This window comes from uncultured Pseudomonas sp. (assembly GCF_913774235.1).
In the GTDB taxonomy this organism is placed as follows: domain Bacteria; phylum Pseudomonadota; class Gammaproteobacteria; order Pseudomonadales; family Pseudomonadaceae; genus Chryseomonas.
Window position 1 is genome coordinate 1 of record NZ_CAJYDW010000014.1, and the last position, 19,957, is coordinate 19,957.

The window sequence follows — 19,957 nt, forward strand, 5'->3', positions numbered from 1 at the left end:
GTCCTAGCGAAGCATCGTTTGATACCTTGCGTGAGGCGATCTCGCAGAGGCCACCTCTCTAGTTCCCGTTCAGACCAGTGCTCGTTGCTTGAAACCAACCCTGTCCAACATTTGGGGGTCATTTCACAGGGGTGGGCGCCCCTTCTAACGACTTTTTCGCCAGGCAAAGGATAACCTCAGGTCAGGCAGGTACCCGCCCGAGGCGCTCCAGCAGCCACTGCTGGAAACGCCGTATCGCCTCGTGATCCTCGGCTTCCTCGCGGATCGACAGATAGTGCCGGCTGTTGCGCAGCACCACCTGCTCCTGGATCGGCCGCACCAATAGCCCCTGCTCCAGTAACGCCGCCACCAGGTGGTTCCAGCCCAGGCTGATGCCCTGGTGGGTGAGCACCATGCCGATGATCAGGTTGTAGTCGTTGGCGTTGAACAGCTGCGGACTGCCGGCCGGACGCTCGTCCAGGTCCACGCCCTGGAAGGCCAGCCAGACACCCCAGTCGACGTGCTCGGCCACCTGGGAGCGGCCATAGGGGCTGAGGTTGAGCAAGGCCGCGTCACGCACCCCTTCGAGGCTGCAAATCTGCGGATTGCGCTCCAGGTACAGCGGCGAACACACGGGATAGATGACGTCGTGGAACAGCGCGGTGCTGTGATAGCCCTCGCGAACCCGCGGCATCTTGGTGATGAAGACGTCCGGCTGCACCCCTGGCTCCATGGCCAGGAAGTTCTGGGTGGTGATCAGGTTGAGTTCGATGTCGCCATGGCGGGCGAAGAAGTCCGGCAGGTGATGGGACAACCACAGCGCTGAGAATGCCGGGGAGCAGCACAGGGTGAGCACCCGCCTGGCGGCCTGGTTACTGCGGATGCGTTCGGCGGCCTGGGCAATGTTGACGAAGGATAACTGGGCCGCATCGAAGAACAGCTCGCCCGCCGGCGTCAGCGCCACCGCCCGCCCCGTCCGACTGAACAGCTGGGCGCCCAGATACTCTTCCAGCTCACGGATCTGCCGGCTGATGGCTGCCTGGGAGACGCACAGTGCCTCGGCGGCACGGGTGAAGCTTGCGTACTTGGCCGCCGCCACGAAGGCTTTGACGGCGCGCAGCGAAGGCATCTTCAGCAACAGCGTATCGGGATCTACGGGTTTGGACATCGCGCTTCTCGACGCAGGTGACGGGGAGATGACGCCATTATTGGCCGCGCGGCGCCGACCTTAGAACCCTTGGCGCCTCCTTACATATCCCCAGACGACACTCCTGGCGCCCTCAGCGAACTCATAACGGGACGTTATCAAATCGCGCCAGGAAATGTTGTTGGATTCGCGGGGGGCCAGCTTATAGATTTGCTGGAAAGCCCCTACCAAGAGGGCCACGAACAACAATAAGAAGGGACCGCCCTCGTGAAAACAGCAACCCTTTGCTCCTGCCCAGAATCTTTCATCAACCCGATCGGCATGGTGGTGCCCAACCGCCGTGCTGGGCACGCAGGAGGCCTGGTATGACTCGCTCCGACGAAATCATCACGGTCCGCAATATCTACAAGGTGTTCGGTTCCCAGGCGGACCAGGCCATGGCCCTGGTCCGGGCCGGCGCCTCCAAGGCCGAGGTCTTCGAGCGGACCGGCCAGGTCATCGGCGTGTTCGACGCCAACTTCTCGGTGATGCGCGGCGAGATCTTCGTGATCATGGGCCTCTCCGGCTCGGGCAAGTCGACCATGGTACGACTGTTCAACCGCCTGATCGAACCCACCGCCGGCTCCATCTTCCTCAACGGCAAGGAAATCACCGGCCTCTCCGACCGCGATCTGCTGCAGGTAAGACGCAAGGACATGGGCATGGTGTTCCAATCCTTCGCCCTGATGCCGCACATGACGGTGCTCGACAACGTCGGCTTCGGCCTGCAGATCAGCGGCGTCGCCGAGAAGGAGCGCAATGGCCGGGCCATCACCGCCCTGCGCCAGGTCGGCCTGGCCGGTCAAGAATACTGCTATCCGCACCAACTCTCCGGTGGCATGCAGCAGCGCGTGGGCCTGGCCCGGGCACTGGCCAACGATCCGGCCATCCTGCTGATGGACGAAGCCTTCTCGGCCCTCGATCCGCTGATCCGCCACGAGATGCAGGGCGAGCTGATCAAGCTGCAGCAGCAGCAGGACCGCACCATCATCTTCATCTCCCACGACATCGAGGAAGCGGTGCGCATCGGTCACCGCATCGCCATCATGGAAGGCGGCCGGGTGGTACAGATCGGCACCCCGCGCGAGTTGCTGTGCAACCCCGCCAACGACTACGTCCGCACCTTCTTCAACGGCTTCGACGCCAGCCGCATCCTCAAGGCCGGCGACATCGCCCAGCGCGAAGGCGAGATCCGCTACACCCCCGGCCGCGACGTCCCGATCATGGCCGACACGCCGCTCAAGGAGATCTTCGGCACCCTGGCCCGCGCCAGCGCACCGGTGCCGGTGGTGGACGCCCAGGGCGCCTACCAGGGCCACATCTCCCAAGGCCACCTGCTGAGCTATCTCGGCGGCCACTGATCGCTGTTTTCATCCGTACGGGCGCACCGTTCGCGCCGGAGGTCCCGCTCATGTCCGATTTCAGCCTGCTCGATCCCTTCAAGACGCTCACCGTGCCGGTCGGCTCCTGGGTGGAAGGGGCGTTGCGCTTTCTAGTGCACAACTTCCGTGAGGTGTTCCGCTCCATCCGCTGGCCGGTAGACCAGGTGCTGGACGGCATCCAGACGGCCTTGACGTCGGTACCCCCTACCGTGTTCATCGTGCTGGCCGCCCTGCTCGGCTGGCAGATCGGTGGCCGTCGCATCGGCCTGCTGACCCTGGCCACGCTCACCGCCCTGGGCCTGATCGGCGTCTGGAACGATGCCATGGTCACCCTCTCACTGGTGCTCACCTCCCTGGTGTTCTGCGCCTTGATCGGCATCCCGCTGGGCATCATCAGCGCCCGCAGCAATCGCCTGGAGCTGTGCATCCGCCCGCTGCTGGACGCCATGCAGACGCTGCCGGCCTTCGTCTACCTGGTACCGGTGGTGATGCTGTTCGGCATCGGCAACGTGCCGGGGGTCATCGTCACCATCATCTTCTCCCTGGCGCCACTGGTACGGCTGACCAACCTGGGCATCCGCCAGGTGCCGGAAGACAAGATCGAAGCCGCCCGCGCCTTCGGCTGCACCCCCTGGCAGATGCTGGTCAAGGTCCAGCTGCCGCTGGCCGCGCCGACCATCATGGCCGGGGTCAACCAGACCCTGATGCTGGCGCTGTCGATGGTGGTGGTGGCTTCGATGATTTCCGTCGGCGGCCTCGGCCTCATGGTCCTCAGCGGCATCGGCCGCCTGGACATGGGCCTGGCCAGCGTCGGCGGTATCGGCCTGGTGCTGCTGGCGATCTTCCTCGATCGCTTCACCCAGGCCATGGGCGAGCGCAGCGCCCACCTGGCCACCGGTCAGCGCTGGTATCACAGCGGCCCGGTAGGTCTGGTGGTGCGACTGGTCGGCAAGAAGAAAGTCGTACCGCAGCCGGTTACTCCTTGAACGTGCCTTTCACCTAGAAAAACCAACACTCAAGCGACAGGTGCTCCATGAATCTATCCGCATGCAAGAAAGCACTCCTCTCCGGCTTCGCCGCCTCCGTCCTGGGGCTGACCCTGAGTGGCGCCGTCCATGCCGCCAGCGCCGACCAACCGGGCGCCGGGGTGAAGGTCACGCCCATCTTCCCCACCATCGCCGAAGAACGCTTCCGCGGCGAGATCGCCATCGCCGGCCTCAAGGCACTGGGCTACAACGTCCAAGCGCCCAAGGAGACCGACTACCCGGCGCTGTTCCTCGCGCTGTCCTACGGTGACGCCGACTTCAGCGTGCACATGTGGGAGCACCTGCACCAGGCCTTCTATGACAAGGCAGGTGGCGACGACACCATGCTCAAGGCCGGCTACGTGATGCCCGGCGTGATCCAGGGCTTCATGATCGACAAGAAGACCGCCGACCAGTACCACATCAAGGACCTGTCGGACTTCAAGAAACCGGAAATCGCCAAGCTGTTCGACAGCAACGGCGACGGCAAGGCCGACCTCACCGGCTGCAACCCCGGCTGGGGCTGTGAGCTGATCGTCGAGCACCAGCTCAAGGCCTACGGCCTGAACGATACCGTCACCGACAACCGCGGCTCCTACTTCGCGCTGATGGCCGACACCATCCAGCGCTACAAGGATGGCAAGCCGATCTTCTACTACACCTGGGTGCCGCAGTGGATCTCCAATGTGCTGGTGGAAGGTCGTGACGTGGTCTGGCTGCCGGTGCCCTTCACCTCGCTGCCCGACGGCAAGAACGATGTGAACACCACCTTCGAGGGCAAGAACCTCGGCGCCCCCATCGACAACGTCGTGGCGGTGCTCAACAAGGACTTCGCCAAGAAGAACCCCGCCGCGGTCAAGTTTCTCTCGGAGCTGAAGATCGCCACCGCCGACGAAAGCGCCCAGAACCTCAAGATGCAGAACGGCGAGAAGTCGCTGGACGACATCAAGCGCCAGGCCGCCGAGTGGATCAAGGCGCACCAGAGCGAGTGGGACGGCTGGCTGGCGGATGCCCGCGCCGCAGGCCAGAAGTGACCGCCTGAGGGCGAACGTGAGCGCAGCGACAGCGAGGTGGATGCGATGAGCGAGTCCTTCCAGAGCGTACCGCAAGCCTGCGACCCTGGCTGCGGCCAGGGTATGGCGGTCACAGGTCGCCCGGTGCGGATCGCCTTCATCTTGCTGGAGCGCTTCTCCCTGACGTCATTTTCCACGGCGCTCGATGTACTGAGCACCGGCGCCAGCCTGGTGCAGGGCGCTGACTACCAGCTCAGCGCCTGGTCGCTAGGCGGGGGCCCGGTGGCCAGCGATGTCGGCGTGGTTATCGATACCCAACCGCTGGCACTGGGTAATCTGCACCCGCAGATCCTGGTGGTAGTGGGGGGGCATCGTGTCCGCCTGGTGGCCGATAAGACCCTCAGGCGCACCCTGCGCCGCGCCGCCAGCGAGCGGGCGCTGATCTGCGGCCTGTGGAACGCCGCCTTCCATCTCGCCGACGCCGGCCTGCTCAACGACCGGCCGTGCGTCTGCCATCCGGAAAGCCTGGCGCCCATCCATGAGTACCACCCCCACTTGGCCCTGGCTACCAGCGGCCATGTGCTGGCCCAGCGCGTCGGCACCTGCGCTGACGCCGGTGCGGTGCTCGACCTGATGCTGGCAGCGCTGCAGACCTGCACCCTGGGCCGAGGCGATGCCGAGATGCAGATCAAGCGCTTGCACCAACCCGAGCGTGCGCCGGTCGCAGCGCCCATGCGCCGGCCGCCCCGGCTACTCGAAATGGCTCTGGGCCTGATGGAAGCGCATATCGAGGAACCACTGGCGATGGATGCCATTGCCGCGCGGGTCGGCATCTCCCGTCGGCAACTGGAGCGGCGCTTCGTGCGCTACCTCAAGGCACCGCCCGTACGCTACTACCAGGAACTGCGCCTGACCCGAGCACGCCAGCTGATCGCCACCAGCGACCGTAGCCTCACCGAAGTGGCCCTGGCCACTGGCTTCGTCAGCTATTCCCACTTCCACCGGCGCTTCAAGGAACTCTTCGGCCTGCCGCCGCAGGCGTTCCGCGATGACTACGACATCCAGCGATCACCGCACCCCGCCGCCTACGTCGGCGCGATGCCAGGCTGAATGCCCCTGAGCGACACCCTGCCTCCCACGAGGCAGGCAAGCCCTGTGCGCCCTGCGTCCAGGCCAGATATCCCAACCGAGACGGTTTCGCACCATGAAAGTCCAAGCCCTGCCTGCCGACGACAACAGCTGTGGCTGGTACCACACCAGCGCCCCGCGCACGCCGCGTCCCAGTCATCGCGGTCACAGCCAAGCTCCCTGGGTGGTGGTCGGCGCTGGCTTCACCGGTCTCGCCGCCGCGCGGCAGCTGGCGCTGAATTTTCCGGACGACGAAGTGATCCTGGTGGAAGCCCAGGAGGTCGGCCTGGGACCGGCCGGCCGCAATGCCGGCTTCGCCATCGACCTGCCCCATGACATCGGTGCCGAGGACTACATCGGCGACATCCGCATCGCCCGTACCGTGCTCAAGCTGAATCTCAGCGGTCAGGCCTATCTGCGCGAGCAGGTCGAGCGCTTCGCCATCGATTGCCAACTGAAGGCCTGCGGCAAGTACCAGGCCGCCGTGGAAGCGCGTGGCCTGGCGGTGCTCGATGCCTACCGGCGCGGGTTGGACAAGCTCGACCAGCCCTACGAGATGATCGAGCGCGAGGCGCTGCCCGATCACCTGGGCACCGCCTTCTACCACCGCGCGCTCTACACCCCCGGCGCGGTGCTGATCCAGCCCAGTGCCCTGGTCAAGGGCCTGGCCGACAGCCTGCCGGCCAACGTCACCCTCTACGAACGTACCCCGATCCAGGACGTGGAATACGGTCCGCGTCCCGAGCTGCGCCATGCCGCGGGGCGCATCACCGCGGGCAAGCTGGTACTGGCCAATAACTCCTTCGGCCAGCATTTCGGCTTCCTGCAGGGGCGCATGCTGCCGATCTTCACCTACGGCAGCCTGACCCGGCCGCTGACCACCGAGGAACAGGCGCGCCTGGGCGGCAAGCCCTACTGGGGCGCCATCCCCGCCGATCCCTTCGGTACCACGGTGCGACGCACGCCGGACCAGCGCCTGCTGATCCGCAACAGCTTCAGCTTCAACCCCGATGGTCGCAGCAATCCCAAGCATCTGCAGCGGGTGCTGCAGCGCCACCAGGCCTCCTTCGCCCGCCGCTTCCCGATGCTGCCGCAGGTCAACTTCGAATACACCTGGGGCGGCGCCCTGGCCATGACCCGCAACCACAACGGCTTCTTCGGCCAACTGGCGCCCAACGTCTATGGCGCCCTGGGTTGCAACGGCCTGGGCGTCACCCGCGGGACCGCCACCGGCAAACTGCTGGCTGACTGGCTGGCCGGCGAGCGCGACGAACTGATCGATTTCCTGCTGGCCGCCCCCGGCCCCAACGCCAACCCGCCGCAGCCGTTCCTCTCGGCCGGCGTCAATTTCAACCTCTTGTGGGGGCAGTACCGCGCCGGCTGCGAAAGCTGACGACCGCTCCCCTGACACCTGTGCAACCTCTGGAGGCTCCACCCATGAACTTCGACGGCATCTACACCCCCGCCATCACTCCGCTCAACGCGGACGGCGCCATCGACCATCAGGGCTTCGCCCAGGTCCTGGAACATCTGATCGATTCCAAGGTGCACGGCATCGTGGTCGGCGGCTCCACCGGCGAGTACTACGCCCACAGCGGCGAAGAGCGCCTGGCGCTGATCGCCCAGGCCTGCGACGTGGTGGGCAAGCGCCTGCCGCTGGTGATCGGCACCGGTGCCATCCGCACCGAGGACTCGGTGCTGTTCGCCCAGGCCGCCCGTGAGCAAGGCGCCGACGCCATCCTGGTCGGCACCCCGCCCTACGCCCTGCCGACCCAGCAGGAAATCGCCGAGCACGTGCTGACGGTGGACCGCGCCGCCGACCTGCCGATCATGCTCTACAACTATCCGGGGCGGATGAACGTCGCCATGGGCGAGGAATTCTTCGCCGCCATCGCCGGTTGCCGTAACGTCCAGTCGATCAAGGAAAGCAGCGGCGACATGGCCAGCCTGCACCGCCATGCGGTCAAGCGCCCGGATCTGCAGCTCTCCTGCGGCTGGGACGACCAGGCCCTGGAATTCTTCGCCTGGGGTGCGCGCAGCTGGGTCTGCGCCGGCTCCAACTTCGTGCCGCGCGAGCACGTGGCGCTCTACGAAGCCTGTGTACTGGAGCAGGACTTCGCCAAGGGGCGCCGGATCATGGCGGCCATGCTGCCGCTGATGGATTACCTCGAAGGCGGCAAGTTCGTGCAGTCGATCAAGTACGGCTGCGAACTGGCCGGCCTGCCCAACGGTGGCGTGCGCGCCCCGCTCAAGGGCATGACCGAGGCCGAGCAAGCCGAACTGGCGCAGGTCATCACTGCGCTGAAAAGCAACGTCGCCCGTATCGTCCAAGGAGCCTGACCATGACCGATCTGCTGAGCAAAGCTGCCTACGCCGACCTCGCCGCCGCCGTTGAGCTGCGTACCCAGGCCTTCATCGACGGCGCCTTCGTCGCCGCCCGTAGCGGCCAGACCTTCGCCACCACCAATCCCGCTACCGGTGCCGAACTGGCGCAGGTGGCCGCCTGTGACGCCGCCGACGTGGACATCGCCGTGGCCGCCGCCAAGGCCGCCTTCGAGGATGGCCGCTGGAGCGGCCTGCATCCTTCCGCGCGCAAGGCCGTGCTGCAGAAATTCGCCGCCCTGCTCGAGGAGCATGCCCATGAACTGGCGGTGGTCGAAAGCCTCGACAGCGGCAAGCCAGTCCGCGAATGCCAGACCATCGACGTGCCGGAGACCATCAACACCCTGCGCTGGCACGCCGAACTGATCGACAAGATCTACGACGCCACCGCCCCCACCGGGGCCGGCGCCCTGGCCATGGTGGTACGCGAGCCCATCGGCGTGGTCGGCCTGGTGCTGCCCTGGAACTTCCCGCTGCTGATGCTGGCCTGGAAAATCGGTCCCTCGCTGGCCGCCGGCTGCTCCATCGTGGTCAAGCCGGCCAAGGAGACCACCCTGAGCGCCCTGCGCGTGGCCGAGCTGGCCCACCAGGCCGGAGTGCCGGCGGGCGTCTTCAACGTGGTGCCCGGCGGTGGCAAGGAGGCCGGCGAGCCCCTGGGTCGCCATCCTGACGTCGCCGCGGTCAGCTTCACCGGCTCCACCGACACCGGTCGGCTGTTCCTCAAGTACGCCGCGGAATCCAACCTCAAGCGCATCGTGCTGGAACTGGGCGGCAAGAACCCCGCGGTGGTGATGAACGACGTCGAGGATCTCGATGTGGTCGCCCAGCACGTGGTCAATGGCGCCTTCTGGAACATGGGCGAGAATTGCTCGGCGTCTTCGCGGCTGATCGTCCATCGCGAGGTCAAGGACGCCCTGCTGGAGCGCATCCAGGTCCACCTGCAGGACTGGCAACTGGGCGATCCGCTGGACCCGGAGCACCGCCTGGGCTCCATGGTCAGCAAGGCGCATTTCGACAAGGTCCGTTCCTACCTGGAACACGCCAGCGAGCAGCAGCTCAAGGTGGTGACCGGTGGCGCGACGCGCGACGGCGTCTATGTGGAGCCGACCATCGTCGACGGCGTGGCCCGTGACAGCCGCCTGTTCCGCGAGGAAATCTTCGGCCCGGTGCTGAGCGTGACCACCTTCGACACCCTCGACGAAGCCCTGGAGCTGGCCAACGATACCGCCTATGGCCTGGCTGCCTCGGCCTACACCGGCAACCTGCGCAACGCTATCAAGCTGGCCCGCGGCATCCGCGCCGGGATCGTCACCGTCAACTGCTTCGGCGAGGGCGATGCCTCTACCCCCTTCGGTGGCTATAAGGAATCGGGCTTCGGCGGGCGCGACAAGTCGCTCTGGGCCCACGACCAGTACACCGAGATCAAGACCATCTGGATCGACGCGTCCTGATCGAGCGCTAAAAGCGCTACCCGGCTCGCCGCCTCAGGGCGGCGGATCGCTCTCCCCTGCCTGACCGCGATCACCGTCAGTACTGCGGCCGAACACTTGGAGGCAGTCTGAGGTTCGCCGCTGCGCTGATCGCGGTGGCGGGCCCGCTGACGCTCCTCCTGTGCCGCAGCCACGTAGTTAGAACGTGGCTGCGGCTCCTCGCCCGGCCGCGCACCGACGACCGCCATCCCACCTGCCGCCCTTGGCCTGCTAAGCTTCGCGGCTTTTTTGGCGCCCGCGCCGATGGCCGCGGGCACGCCGCACACCACCCTTCGTTCGACGACCGCGACTGGCCGCCAGAGCCAGCGCCGGACCCCATTCAACTGCCAGCTGGAATCCCCATGTCCACCGCTTCCCCGAGTCTGCAGCGCCGGCTCAAGCCCCGTCACCTCAACATGATCGCCATCGGCGGCTCCATCGGCACCGGCCTGTTCGTCGCCTCCGGCGCCACCGTGGCCACCGCCGGCCCGGGCGGCGCCCTGGCCGCCTATGCGCTGATCGGCCTGATGGTCTATTTCCTCATGACCAGCCTCGGCGAGATGGCTGCCTACCAGCCGGTCTCGGGGTCCTTCTCCATCTATGGCAGTCGCTTCGTCGAAGACGGCTTCGGCTTCGCCCTCGGCTGGAACTACTGGTACAACTGGGCGGTGACCATCGCCGCCGAACTGGTGGCCGCGCAGCTGGTGATGGGCTTCTGGTTTCCCGAGGTGCCGGGGCTGCTGTGGAGCGCGCTGTTCCTCGGCCTGATGTTTCTGCTCAACGCGGTGTCGGTACGCGGCTTCGGCGAGAGCGAATTCTGGTTCGCACTGGTCAAGGTAGCCACCGTGGTGGTCTTCATCGGCCTGGGCCTGGCCGCCATCCTCGGCATCTTCAGCGGCATCCAGCCGCCGGGGCTGTCGGTCTTCACCCAGGGCGAGGCGCCCTTCGTCGGCGGTCTGCAGGCCATGGTCGGGGTGGCCATGATCGCCGGCTTCTCCTTTCAGGGCACCGAGCTGATCGGCATCGCCGCCGGCGAATCGGAAAATCCGCGCAAGAACGTGCCCATCGCCATCCGCCAGGTGTTCTGGCGCATCCTGATGTTCTATGTGCTGGCGATCTTCGTCATCGGCATGCTGATCCCCTACACCGATCCGCGCCTGTTGCAGAACGACGCCACCGACGTCTCCGTCTCGCCCTTCACGCTCTTGTTCGAGCGCGCCGGCCTGGCCTTCGCCGCGAGCCTGATGAACGCCGTGATCCTCTCGGCGGTGCTCTCCGCCGGCACCTCGGGCATGTACGCCTCGACCCGGATGCTGCACAGCCTGGCCGAACAGGGCAAGGCGCCGCGGCTGTTCGCCCGGGTCGCGCGCAATGGCGTGCCACGCAACGCCCTGCTCGCCACCACCGCGGTGGGCGCCCTGTGTTTCTTCACCTCCCTGGTGGGCGACAAGGCGCTCTATGGCTGGCTGCTCAACACCTCGGGCATGTGCGGCTTCATTGCCTGGCTGGGCATCGCCGTGTCCCATTACCGCTTCCGTAAAGGCTACCTGGCCCAGGGCCGGCGCCTGGAAGATCTGCCCTATCGCGCCAAGCTTTTTCCTTTCGGGCCGCTGCTGGCCTTCGCCCTCTGCCTGGTGATCACCCTGGGGCAGAACTACGCCGCCCTGTTCGGCCCGAACGGCGTCGACTGGCTGGGCCTGGCCGCCACCTACATCAGCCTGCCGCTGTTCCTCGCCGTCTGGCTGGGTTATAGAGTCAAGCACCGCAGCCGGCTGGTGCGGCTCGAGGACATGGACGTGACACCGGGCGCCGACTGATCTAGCGCACGCGGCAGCCACCGGGCCGGAGCGTCCGGCGGCTGCCGTGCTAGCATCCGGGCTCTTCCCGCCGATTCCCCGCGCTGCCATGGGCAACACCCTCGCCTCCCGCCTGATCCCCGACATCCTCACCTACATCGCCTCGCACCAGTTGGCGGTGGGCACGCGGCTGCCAGAACGGGCCCTGGCCGAGCGGCTGCGGGTCTCCCGCTCGCCGGTACGCAGCGCCCTGCAGCAGATGGCCGACCGGGCCCTGCTCGACCGCCATCCCGAGGGCGGCTTCGCCGTGGCGGCCGCAGCCCTGGCCGCCACGCCGCCGGCGCGGGAAGAGGTGTCCGCCAGCGAGCGGCTGTACCTGGCCATCGCCCAGGATCGTATCGACGGCGAGTTGCCGCTGCGGATCAGCGAGAACGAACTGCTGCGCCGCTACCCGATCACCCGGGGCCAGTTGGCCGACATCCTCAGGCGCATCGTCCAGGAAGGCTGGGCCGAACGCCTACCGGGCTATGGCTGGAGTTTCGTCGAGGGTCTCACCTCCCCCGATGCCTATGAGCAGAGCTACAGCTTCCGTCTGCTGATCGAGCCGGCCGGCATCCGCGAACCGGGCTTCGCCCTGGATGCCGACGCCCTGCGTCGTTGCCGCGACGAGCAGGCGCTGCTGGTCGCCGGCCAGGTGTTCGAGGCCTCGCCCGCGGAGATCTTCGATGCCAACACCCGCCTGCACGAGACCATCGCCCGCTGCTCCGGCAATGCCTTCATCCTCGACGCCCTGCGCCGTCTCAATCGCCTGCGTCGGCTGATCGAATACCGCAAGTCGGTGGATCGCGAGCAGGCCCTGCGCCGCTGCCAGGAGCATCTGCAGCTCATCGACCTGCTGCTGGACGACCGGCGCGAGGAAGCGGCCGCCTTCCTGACCCAGCACCTGAACAACGCCGTCCAGGAAAAACGCGACATCGCCGAGCCCTGAACCTGCGGCGCCAAGGGCCTGCCCGCCAGGACGCGGGGGCGTTAGACTGGCGGACTTCTCCTTGCTACCCGAGGCCGCCATGCCGATCCGTCACGCCATCGTCCATCTGATCGACAAGAAGCCCGACGGCCAGCCGGCGACCCTGCACGCGCGGGACGCCACCCTTACCGACTCCCAGGCCATCGAGAACCTGCTGGCCGATCTCAACGACAGCTACAACGCCAAGCCCAACAAGGCCTGGGGTCTGTTCCACGAGGAGTCCGGTGCCTATCCCTTCAGTGGCTGGCTCAGCGCCTACCTGGAAGGCGAACAGGATTTCGTCGCCTTCAGCCGCCAGGCGGTGGAACACCTCAAGAGCCTGATGGAAAGCAGCAACCTCTCCACCGGTGGCCATGTGCTGTTCGCCCAGTACCAGCAGGGCATGACCGACTACCTGACCATCGCCCTGCTGCATCACAGCGAAGGGGTGACCGTCACCGAGAGCCTGGACGTCGCCCCGGCCAAGCACCTGGACCTGGGCCAGCTGCACCTGGCGGCGCGCATCAACCTCTCGGAATGGCGCAACAACAAGCAGTCGCGCCAGTACATCTCCTTCATCCGCGGCAAGGGCGGCAAGAAGGTCTCGGACTATTTCCGCGACTTCATCGGCTGCCAGGAAGGGGTCGACGCCAAGGGCGAGACCCGCACCCTGCTCAAGGCCTTCAGCGACTACGTGGAGAGCGAGGACCTGCCCGAGGAAGCCGCCAAGGAAAAGACCGACACCCTGGTCGACTACGCCAGCAGCCAGGCCAAGCGCGGCGAGCCCATGGCCCTGGATGCCCTCTCCGAACTGATGGATGACGAGGCACCACGCGCCTTCTACGACTACATCCGCAACAAGGATTACGGCCTGGCCCCGGAGATCCCGGCGGACAAGCGCACCCTCAACCAATTTCGCCGCTTCACCGGCCGCGCTGAGGGGCTGTCGATCAGCTTCGAGGCGCACCTGCTGGGTTCGCGCATCGAATACGACGAGAGCCAGGACCTGCTGATCATCCGCGAGGTGCCGACCCAGCTGAAGGATCAGCTCAAGCGACGCAAGGACTGACCGGCGGACCGGCCGACACCCGGGGTTGCAAACGAAGTCACCGATCGGGCGCCCCCGGCTGGACAGCCGCCAGGCAAAGGGGGCACAAGATGTCCCTTCTTCTCTTCATCTGCCGAAAAAGTCGAAACCATGAGCCAGTACCCCTTCGAACGCCGCATCGTCATCACCCTGCAATCGAACAACGAGCTGACGCTGGACGCCGCCCTCGACCAGGCGGTGAGCCGGATCAAGCAGGGCGAGACCCACGGCGGCGACGAAGGCCTGGCCACCGCCTACAGCTTCACTGTCGATACCGTCGCCGAAGGCCCGGCCGGCCCGGTGGACCTGGGCGAATACCTGGGCCGTCCGGCGACCAAAGCCGAGCAGGCGGTAGTGGACAGTGGTGTCATCCCGCGTTTCCGCCTGGGGCAGGAGGTGGCCGTGCAACTGGCCAACGGCGCGCTCAAGCCCAGCAGCATCCAGGAGGTGCGCCTCTTTCCCCAGGTGGAAGGCCCCTGCTGGCTGTACCTGGTAGAAGAGCGTGTCCATCGCGACTATCTGCCGGCGAAGAAACTGCGGGCGATCTGAGCGGAGTCCGGTTGGGTTGTTGGGCTTCGCCGACGCTCAACCCAGCCTACGATCCTACGTCGGCTGAGCACTTAGGGGGGAAAACCCCGCAGCGTTTTCCACACGAGGCTCGGGAAGCGGCGGATAAGGCTACGCCGTTACCCAGCGCATCGGATACGGGGATTATCGCGGCCATGGGCCGCTCCTACAGGGAGTGATGCTCTTGTAGGAGCGGTCCATGACCGCGATTCGTGGCCAGGCCATGCAACCCAAGGCCTTGGATCTCAACCGCGGTAGGCATCGATCTGGCGATACAGCGACAGCGCCGGCGCTAGCTGCGGATTGGTCAGGGTACTGGCATTCATCTGCGTCAGCACAGCGCCATCCAGGGAGTTGCGTACATCGGCGCCGAGATCCTGCAGACCGTAGCGCGTCAAGGACTGCATCTTCCAGCTGGGGCTGCCATTGGCACCGGTGGCGATGCTGAACACCGGTTGGGTCAGCCCCTGGTCATCGGCCTGGGAGGCGGGGGCGACGCCGACCGGACTCATCTGATCGAGCAACTGGGTGGTTTCCTGGCCCGGCCGCCAAGTGGGCGAGCCGGGATTCACCGTCGCGGCGAGCTCGGAATCCAGGGTATCGGACGGCGCCCAGGTCCAGGGCTCGGCCCCGTCCTTGGCGTTGGGCGCGGCCACCACCGAGAAGGCGGCGTTCTGGTCGTCGGTGCTACGCCCAGCCATGGCGAAATAGGCTACCTGGCGTTCCGCCGGGGTGAAGGCACCGGAGTCGTCGCGGGCGATGCGCGACAGGCTGTCGCCATCCAGGCCGGCGAAGGGATTCTTGCTCGAGGCGTCGCTGTAGCGACTGGCGTCGCCATAGAAATTTACCAACAGATAATTGGCGGCCTGCTTGGCCAGTTGGGTACGCCCGGGCGTGGCATCGTCCGGCAATTCGCCGAGCACTCCGGCGTCCTTGCCCTGGGACTGGATCTGCTGCTTGAGGTCTTGCATGAAAGCATCCAGCTCGCCGCTGTCGGACGTGCTGCTGGAAGGCTGCAGGGGCAGCAGGTTGGAGACCAGTTGCGCCGACGCCGACAGATCCACCGCCACGTCGGCACCACCGGCCGCCTCGGCAGCACTGGCGGCGTCGGTGGAAGCGTTCGTCGGCGCGGTCGCGCCGTGCGAATTCGGCTGTGGCGAAGGAGTCGAAGCCGAATAGGCTTGGGTCGCTGTCACGTTCATCTTCACGCCCTCCGGTCGCACCGATGACTCGTCTCAGCCTCCTTTATGCCAGGGCAGCCTTAGGCTTTGCTTAGGGCTACGGCCAAGAATCGCCGACCAAGAGCGAAAGCGCGCAGCGAGGCTTCAGCCGCGTCGCTCCCACACCTCGCAGGCGTAGGCTGGACGACCGTCCGCGGCCGGATGCGCCTGGCGCGAGGCCAGTTGCCAGTCGTCTTCGTTCCAGTCCGGGAAAAAGACGTCACCGTCCGGCGCCAGGGCAACGCGGGTGAGATAGAGACGCTGCGCCACCGGCAGCGCCTCGGCGAACAGCTGGGCGCCGCCGATGAGCATGATCTCGCTGGCGCCGCGCTCCTGGGCCCAGGCGTCGGCGCGCGCCACCGCCGCGGCCAGCGACGCACAGACCTCGGCACCTTCGGCGACCAGATCAGTCTGACGGGAGACCACCAGATTCAGGCGGCCCGGCAGCGGGCGACCGAGGGAATCCCAGGTCTTGCGACCCATGATCAGCGGCTTGCCGAGGGTCACCGCCTTGAAGTACTGGAGCTCCGCCGGCAGATGCCAGGGGAGGCGATTTTCGATGCCGATGACGCCGTTGTCGGCCACGGCGACGATCAGGCTCAGGGGAAGAGAGGTTTTCATGGTGACAGAGCATAACAGAGCCGTTAACAGCGAGCGCGCCAGGGACTATCCTCGCCGTTTTCGCCGCACGGGCGCCGACGCGTGACCGCTACCCCTTCTCCTGCCTTCGACGATCTCTGGCTGACCGAAGCCCTGCGCCTGACCGAAGAGGACAGCGGTCCGCTGGAGGATGCCGAAGCCAATCGCCAGGCTCGCGTGGCCGGCGGCGGCTTCGAAGCGCGCCTGGTGACCCGCGCCCGCCTGCTCGGCCAGCGCGACGGTCTGCTGGCGGCCCAGCGCCGCTGGCGCCAGGGCGCACTGCTGGCCGCCTGGCTGCTGGGCATCGTGGCGCTGTTCTGCGGTGCCGGACTCGCGGCCGGCGCCCTGGGCGACGGCAGCCGCCCGGTCAACGTGTTCTGGGCGCTGGGCAGCCTGCTCGGACTCAATCTGCTCAGCCTGCTGGTCTGGGCCTTCGGCCTGCTGGGTGGCGGGCGCCAGCTGGCCTCGCCGCTGGCCCGGCTCTGGCTGTGGCTGTCGGGCCGCCTGGCGCGGGATGCGCGGGCGCTGCACCTGGGGCCGGCACTGGTCGGCCTGCTCGGTCGCGCCCGCCTGCTGCCCTGGGCCCTGGGCGGCCTGGTCCACGGCCTCTGGCTGCTGATCCTCGGCAGTGCCCTGGCCACGCTGCTCGCCCTGCTGTCCGGGCGCAGCTATCTGTTCGTCTGGGAGACCACCCTGCTCGGCAGCGATACCTTCGTGCTACTGACCCAGGCGCTCGGTGCCCTGCCCCAGCTGCTGGGCTTTCCGCTGCCCGACGCCGCCAGCATCGCCGCCAGTGGCGATGCCGCCAGCCCCCTCGCGGCGGCGCGCCAGGCCTGGGCCGGCTGGCTGCTGGGCGTGGTGCTGGTCTATGGCCTGCTGCCGCGCTTGCTGCTCGCCCTGCTCTGCCTGTGGCGCTGGCGCCAGGGTCGCCAGCGGCTGCAGCTGGACGTGAAGCGCCCCGGCTATCTGCAACTGCGTGAGCGGCTGCTCCCCACCAGCGAACGGCTGGGCGTCAACGATGCCGCCCCCGCCCAGCTGCCGCAGCAGGATGCCGGTGGCCTGGCGCGCAGCGGCGACGAGGCCCTGCTGGTGGGCATCGAGCTCACCGACCACACCTGGCCGCCGCCCCTGCCCACCGGCGTGCGCGATGCCGGGGTGCTCGACGATGGCCAGGGGCGCCGTCACCTGCTCGAACAACTGACCCGCTATCCGGCGCGCCGCCTGCTGATCGCCTGCGACCCGCGCCGTTCACCGGATCGCGGCACCCTGGCACTGCTCGCGGAGCTATCGCGTTGCGCCACCGCCACCCGGATCTGGCTGCTGCCGGCGCCCCTGGGTGGCAAGGTCGATCCGATCCGGCTGGACGACTGGCGCCAGGCCCTCGACGCCCTGCGTCTGGCACACTGCGCGGGTGATCTCGAAGAATTGGCCTGGCTGGAGGCGAATCCATGAACGGCCCCCTGCGCCTGGCGCTGGTCGGCCACACCAATGTCGGCAAGACCTCGCTGCTACGCACCCTGACCCGCGACGTCGATTTCGGCGAGGTCTCCCATCGCCCGAGCACCACCAGGCACGTCGAGGGGGCGCGGCTGTCGGTGGACGGCGAGGCCCTGCTGGAACTCTACGACACGCCGGGCCTGGAAGACGCCATCGCCCTGCGCGACTACCTGGAGCAATTGGAAAGGCCCGGCGAACGCCTGGACGCCGCCACCCTGCTCGATCGTTTCCTCGACAGCGTGGAAGCCCGCCAGCGTTTCGAGCAGGAGGCCAAGGTGATCCGCCAGTTGCGTGCCTCCGATGCCGGTCTCTATGTGATCGACGCCCGCGAGCCGGTGCTGGCCAAGTATCGCGACGAGCTGGCAGTGCTGGCCGGCTGCGGTCGGCCCCTGGTGCCGGTACTCAACTTTGTCGCCGCCGACGGCCACCGCGCGGAAGACTGGCGCGCCACCCTGGCCCGTCTCGGCCTGCATGCCCTGGTGCGCTTCGACAGCGTCGCCCCGCCAGCGGACGGCGAGGCACGTCTCTACGAAAGCCTGGCGACCCTGCTGGAAAGCGGTCGCCCGGCTTTGCAGCGACTGATCACCGACCATGCCGAGCAGGCCCTGCGCCGTCATCAGGAAGGCGTGCGCCTGATCGCCGAGTTGCTGGTGGATGCCGCTGCCGCGCGGCGCAGCGTGGCCCCTGGAGATGCCGAGGTGGCTGCGGCGACGACCGAGTTACGCGACGGCCTGCGCACCCGCGAACAACGTTGCGTGGAAGACCTGCTGCGGCTGTTCGGCTTTCGACCGGGCGACGCCCACGCCAGCGACCTGCCGCTACTGGACGGGCGCTGGGGCGATGACCTGTTCAATCCGGAAACCCTGCGCCTGCTGGGCATTCGCCTGGGCGGCGGGGTGGCGGCCGGAGCCGCGGCGGGAGTGGGCCTGGACCTGCTCGCGGGCGGCCTGACCCTGGGCGCCGCGACGGTGTTGGGCGCCCTGGCCGGTGGCCTGGCCCAGACCGGCGGCCACTACGGCAAGCGGCTGTTCGGCAAGCTGCGCGGCGGACGGGAGCTGTCCATCGACGATGCCGTGCTGCGCCTGTTGGCGGTGCGCCAGCGCCAGTTGCTGGCGGCGCTGGAAGCCCGCGGCCATGCCGCCCAGGGCGCCATCGAGGTGGCCGCCCCCGACGAGCAGCGCTGGCGTGAAGGCAAGCTGCCGGCTGCCCTGCAGGTAGCCCGCGCTCACCCGGAATGGTCGGCGCTCAATCCACGGCCGCGTCTGCAGGCCGATGATCGCCAGAGCCGTATCGACGAAATCGCCACCGCCCTGGACGCGGACACCTAGCGGCCTTCCACCTCGGCAAGAAAGTCAGCCACGACCGCCATGCAGGCCTCGCGCTCTTCCACGTGGGGCATATGGCTGGAGGCTTCGAACAGGCGCCAACGCACGTCCGGGATGAGCCGGTCGAAGGGCTCCACGCAAGCCGGCGTGGCCTCGTCATGACGCCCGGAGATCAACAAGGTCGGCACCTGAATCCGCTCCAGCCGGTCGATCACGCTCCAGTCCTTGAGACTGCCGATCACATGGAACTCGGTGGGACCGTTCATGGCGTGGTAGACGGTGGGATCGGCGTCGATGGCGGCGAAGGTCCGCGCCACCTCGGCGGGCAGCGGCTGCACCCGGCAGACGTGGCGAGCATAGAAGACGTCGCTGGCGGCTCGGTAGTCGGCCGAGTCGGTGGTACCCGCGGCCTCGTGCCGATCCAGGGTGGCCTGCACCTCGGGCGGCAACTCGGCCCGCAGCCCAGCCGCAGCCTGGCGCCAGAGCGCCATGGAGGCAGGCGAGTTGGCGATGATCAGACCGCGCAGCCCTTCTGGCTGACGGACACCATGCTCGGCCCCCAGCATCCCACCCCAGGATTGGCCGAGCAGCACGTATTCGGCGATGCCCAGGTGGCGCAGCAGGTTGTTCAGTTCCGCGAGGAACAGCTCCACCGTCCAGAAGCCGGGATCGATTCCCCGCAGGTGCGTGGAGCGACCATTGCCGAGCTGATCGTAATGGACCACCGGCCAGCCGTGCTCGGCCAGGTCCTTGAAGCTGTCGACGTAGTCATGGGTACAACCGGGCCCGCCATGGGCCACCACCAGCGGCAGCCGGCCCGTGGTCAGATCGCCGGTGACCCGATACCAGGTCTGGTGACCCTGGAAACCGGCGTAGCCTTCTTGAACCTGCATGGAAACCTTCCTCGTCACGATGGGAACGGGGTCAGGCTAACGGGCGGGGTCGAAGGGGATAACTGGGAAAAGTTGTAGGTTTGGGGAGTTGGGCTGATTCGCGGAACCAGCGGATTTCCTACGCTGATGGTCCCTGTACGCCAGATGCCTCCTCCATGCTGGACCGCCCCCTCTCCCGCTTGCGGGGGAGGGTTGGGGTGGGGGCTTATCTAGTCGCCAAGCTGATTTGAGGTGTATCCGGAAGCTTCTTATTCCGCCCCCGCCGGGCGGGTCACTTTTGCCAGTCGCGGCTACGCGCCCCGGACAAAAGTAACCAAAAACGCTCGCCCCGACTGGCCGCTCCTGCGCGTTGCGCAGGATGCC

17 protein-coding genes are annotated in these 19,957 nt (G+C 67.1%); 13 read left to right on the forward strand and 4 right to left on the reverse strand.

Annotated features, from left to right (window positions below; all coding sequences use genetic code 11):
* Positions 1–181: 181 nt before the first annotated feature.
* On the reverse strand, positions 182–1,147 hold the full coding sequence (locus QZ471_RS14695; RefSeq protein ID WP_295465017.1) for a LysR substrate-binding domain-containing protein: 966 nt from the start codon (positions 1,145–1,147) through the stop codon (positions 182–184).
* A gap of 344 nt (positions 1,148–1,491) precedes the next feature.
* Here QZ471_RS14695 and QZ471_RS14700 point away from each other — a divergent pair, with 344 nt between their 5' ends.
* From QZ471_RS14700 to QZ471_RS14750, 11 genes are all read left to right on the forward strand, one after another.
* A complete protein-coding gene (locus QZ471_RS14700; protein ID WP_295465019.1) occupies positions 1,492–2,526 on the forward strand; it encodes a glycine betaine/L-proline ABC transporter ATP-binding protein in 1,035 nt (344 codons plus the stop codon).
* 50 nt (positions 2,527–2,576) lie between these two features.
* Positions 2,577–3,533, forward strand: a complete 957-nt coding sequence (proW, locus tag QZ471_RS14705) for a glycine betaine/L-proline ABC transporter permease ProW (protein ID WP_295465021.1) — start codon at positions 2,577–2,579, stop codon at positions 3,531–3,533.
* A gap of 47 nt (positions 3,534–3,580) precedes the next feature.
* A complete protein-coding gene (gene proX / locus QZ471_RS14710) occupies positions 3,581–4,606 on the forward strand; it encodes a glycine betaine/L-proline ABC transporter substrate-binding protein ProX (RefSeq protein WP_295465023.1) in 1,026 nt (341 codons plus the stop codon).
* A 45-nt stretch (positions 4,607–4,651) separates the two neighbouring features.
* A complete protein-coding gene (locus QZ471_RS14715) occupies positions 4,652–5,695 on the forward strand; it encodes a helix-turn-helix domain-containing protein (protein ID WP_295465025.1) in 1,044 nt (347 codons plus the stop codon).
* 94 nt (positions 5,696–5,789) lie between these two features.
* The gene (locus QZ471_RS14720) at positions 5,790–7,106 is read left to right on the forward strand and encodes an FAD-binding oxidoreductase (RefSeq protein ID WP_295465027.1); all 1,317 of its coding nucleotides are present in this window, start codon (positions 5,790–5,792) and stop codon (positions 7,104–7,106) included.
* A gap of 44 nt (positions 7,107–7,150) precedes the next feature.
* Positions 7,151–8,053, forward strand: coding sequence for a dihydrodipicolinate synthase family protein (locus QZ471_RS14725; RefSeq protein ID WP_295465029.1), 903 nt, complete (start codon positions 7,151–7,153; stop codon positions 8,051–8,053).
* 2 nt (positions 8,054–8,055) lie between these two features.
* Positions 8,056–9,546 carry an aldehyde dehydrogenase gene (locus QZ471_RS14730; protein WP_295465031.1) on the forward strand — a complete coding sequence of 497 codons (1,491 nt, stop codon included), beginning with the start codon at positions 8,056–8,058 and terminating at the stop codon, positions 9,544–9,546.
* A 380-nt stretch (positions 9,547–9,926) separates the two neighbouring features.
* Entirely contained in the window at positions 9,927–11,381 is a 1,455-nt protein-coding gene (locus QZ471_RS14735; protein ID WP_295465033.1) for an amino acid permease, read from the forward strand.
* An 88-nt stretch (positions 11,382–11,469) separates the two neighbouring features.
* Positions 11,470–12,348 (forward strand): GntR family transcriptional regulator, encoded by an 879-nt coding sequence (locus QZ471_RS14740; RefSeq protein WP_295465035.1) that lies wholly within the window; start codon positions 11,470–11,472, stop codon positions 12,346–12,348.
* 79 nt (positions 12,349–12,427) lie between these two features.
* The gene (yejK, locus tag QZ471_RS14745; protein WP_295465037.1) at positions 12,428–13,435 is read left to right on the forward strand and encodes a nucleoid-associated protein YejK; all 1,008 of its coding nucleotides are present in this window, start codon (positions 12,428–12,430) and stop codon (positions 13,433–13,435) included.
* A 129-nt stretch (positions 13,436–13,564) separates the two neighbouring features.
* Positions 13,565–14,002 carry a hypothetical protein gene (locus QZ471_RS14750; RefSeq protein ID WP_295465039.1) on the forward strand — a complete coding sequence of 146 codons (438 nt, stop codon included), beginning with the start codon at positions 13,565–13,567 and terminating at the stop codon, positions 14,000–14,002.
* A gap of 263 nt (positions 14,003–14,265) precedes the next feature.
* Here QZ471_RS14750 and QZ471_RS14755 read toward each other — a convergent pair whose 3' ends face one another.
* A complete protein-coding gene (locus tag QZ471_RS14755) occupies positions 14,266–15,222 on the reverse strand; it encodes a hypothetical protein (RefSeq protein WP_295465041.1) in 957 nt (318 codons plus the stop codon).
* Between the two features lie 123 nt (positions 15,223–15,345).
* Positions 15,346–15,861 (reverse strand): dihydrofolate reductase, encoded by a 516-nt coding sequence (locus QZ471_RS14760; protein ID WP_295465043.1) that lies wholly within the window; start codon positions 15,859–15,861, stop codon positions 15,346–15,348.
* Positions 15,862–15,942: 81 nt separating this feature from the next.
* On the opposite strand from QZ471_RS14760, the gene QZ471_RS14765 reads away from it, so the two are divergent.
* The gene (locus QZ471_RS14765) at positions 15,943–17,331 is read left to right on the forward strand and encodes a DUF2868 domain-containing protein (protein ID WP_295465045.1); all 1,389 of its coding nucleotides are present in this window, start codon (positions 15,943–15,945) and stop codon (positions 17,329–17,331) included.
* Positions 17,328–18,704, forward strand: coding sequence for a GTPase/DUF3482 domain-containing protein (locus QZ471_RS14770; protein ID WP_295465047.1), 1,377 nt, complete (start codon positions 17,328–17,330; stop codon positions 18,702–18,704). The genes QZ471_RS14765 and QZ471_RS14770 overlap by 4 nt, the downstream gene beginning before the upstream one ends.
* Here QZ471_RS14770 and QZ471_RS14775 read toward each other — a convergent pair.
* Positions 18,701–19,594: a proline iminopeptidase-family hydrolase gene (locus QZ471_RS14775; protein ID WP_295465049.1), complete on the reverse strand. Its 894-nt coding sequence runs from the start codon at positions 19,592–19,594 to the stop codon at positions 18,701–18,703. The two genes, QZ471_RS14770 and QZ471_RS14775, sit on opposite strands and share 4 nt — an antisense overlap.
* Between the last annotated feature and the right edge of the window lie 363 nt (positions 19,595–19,957).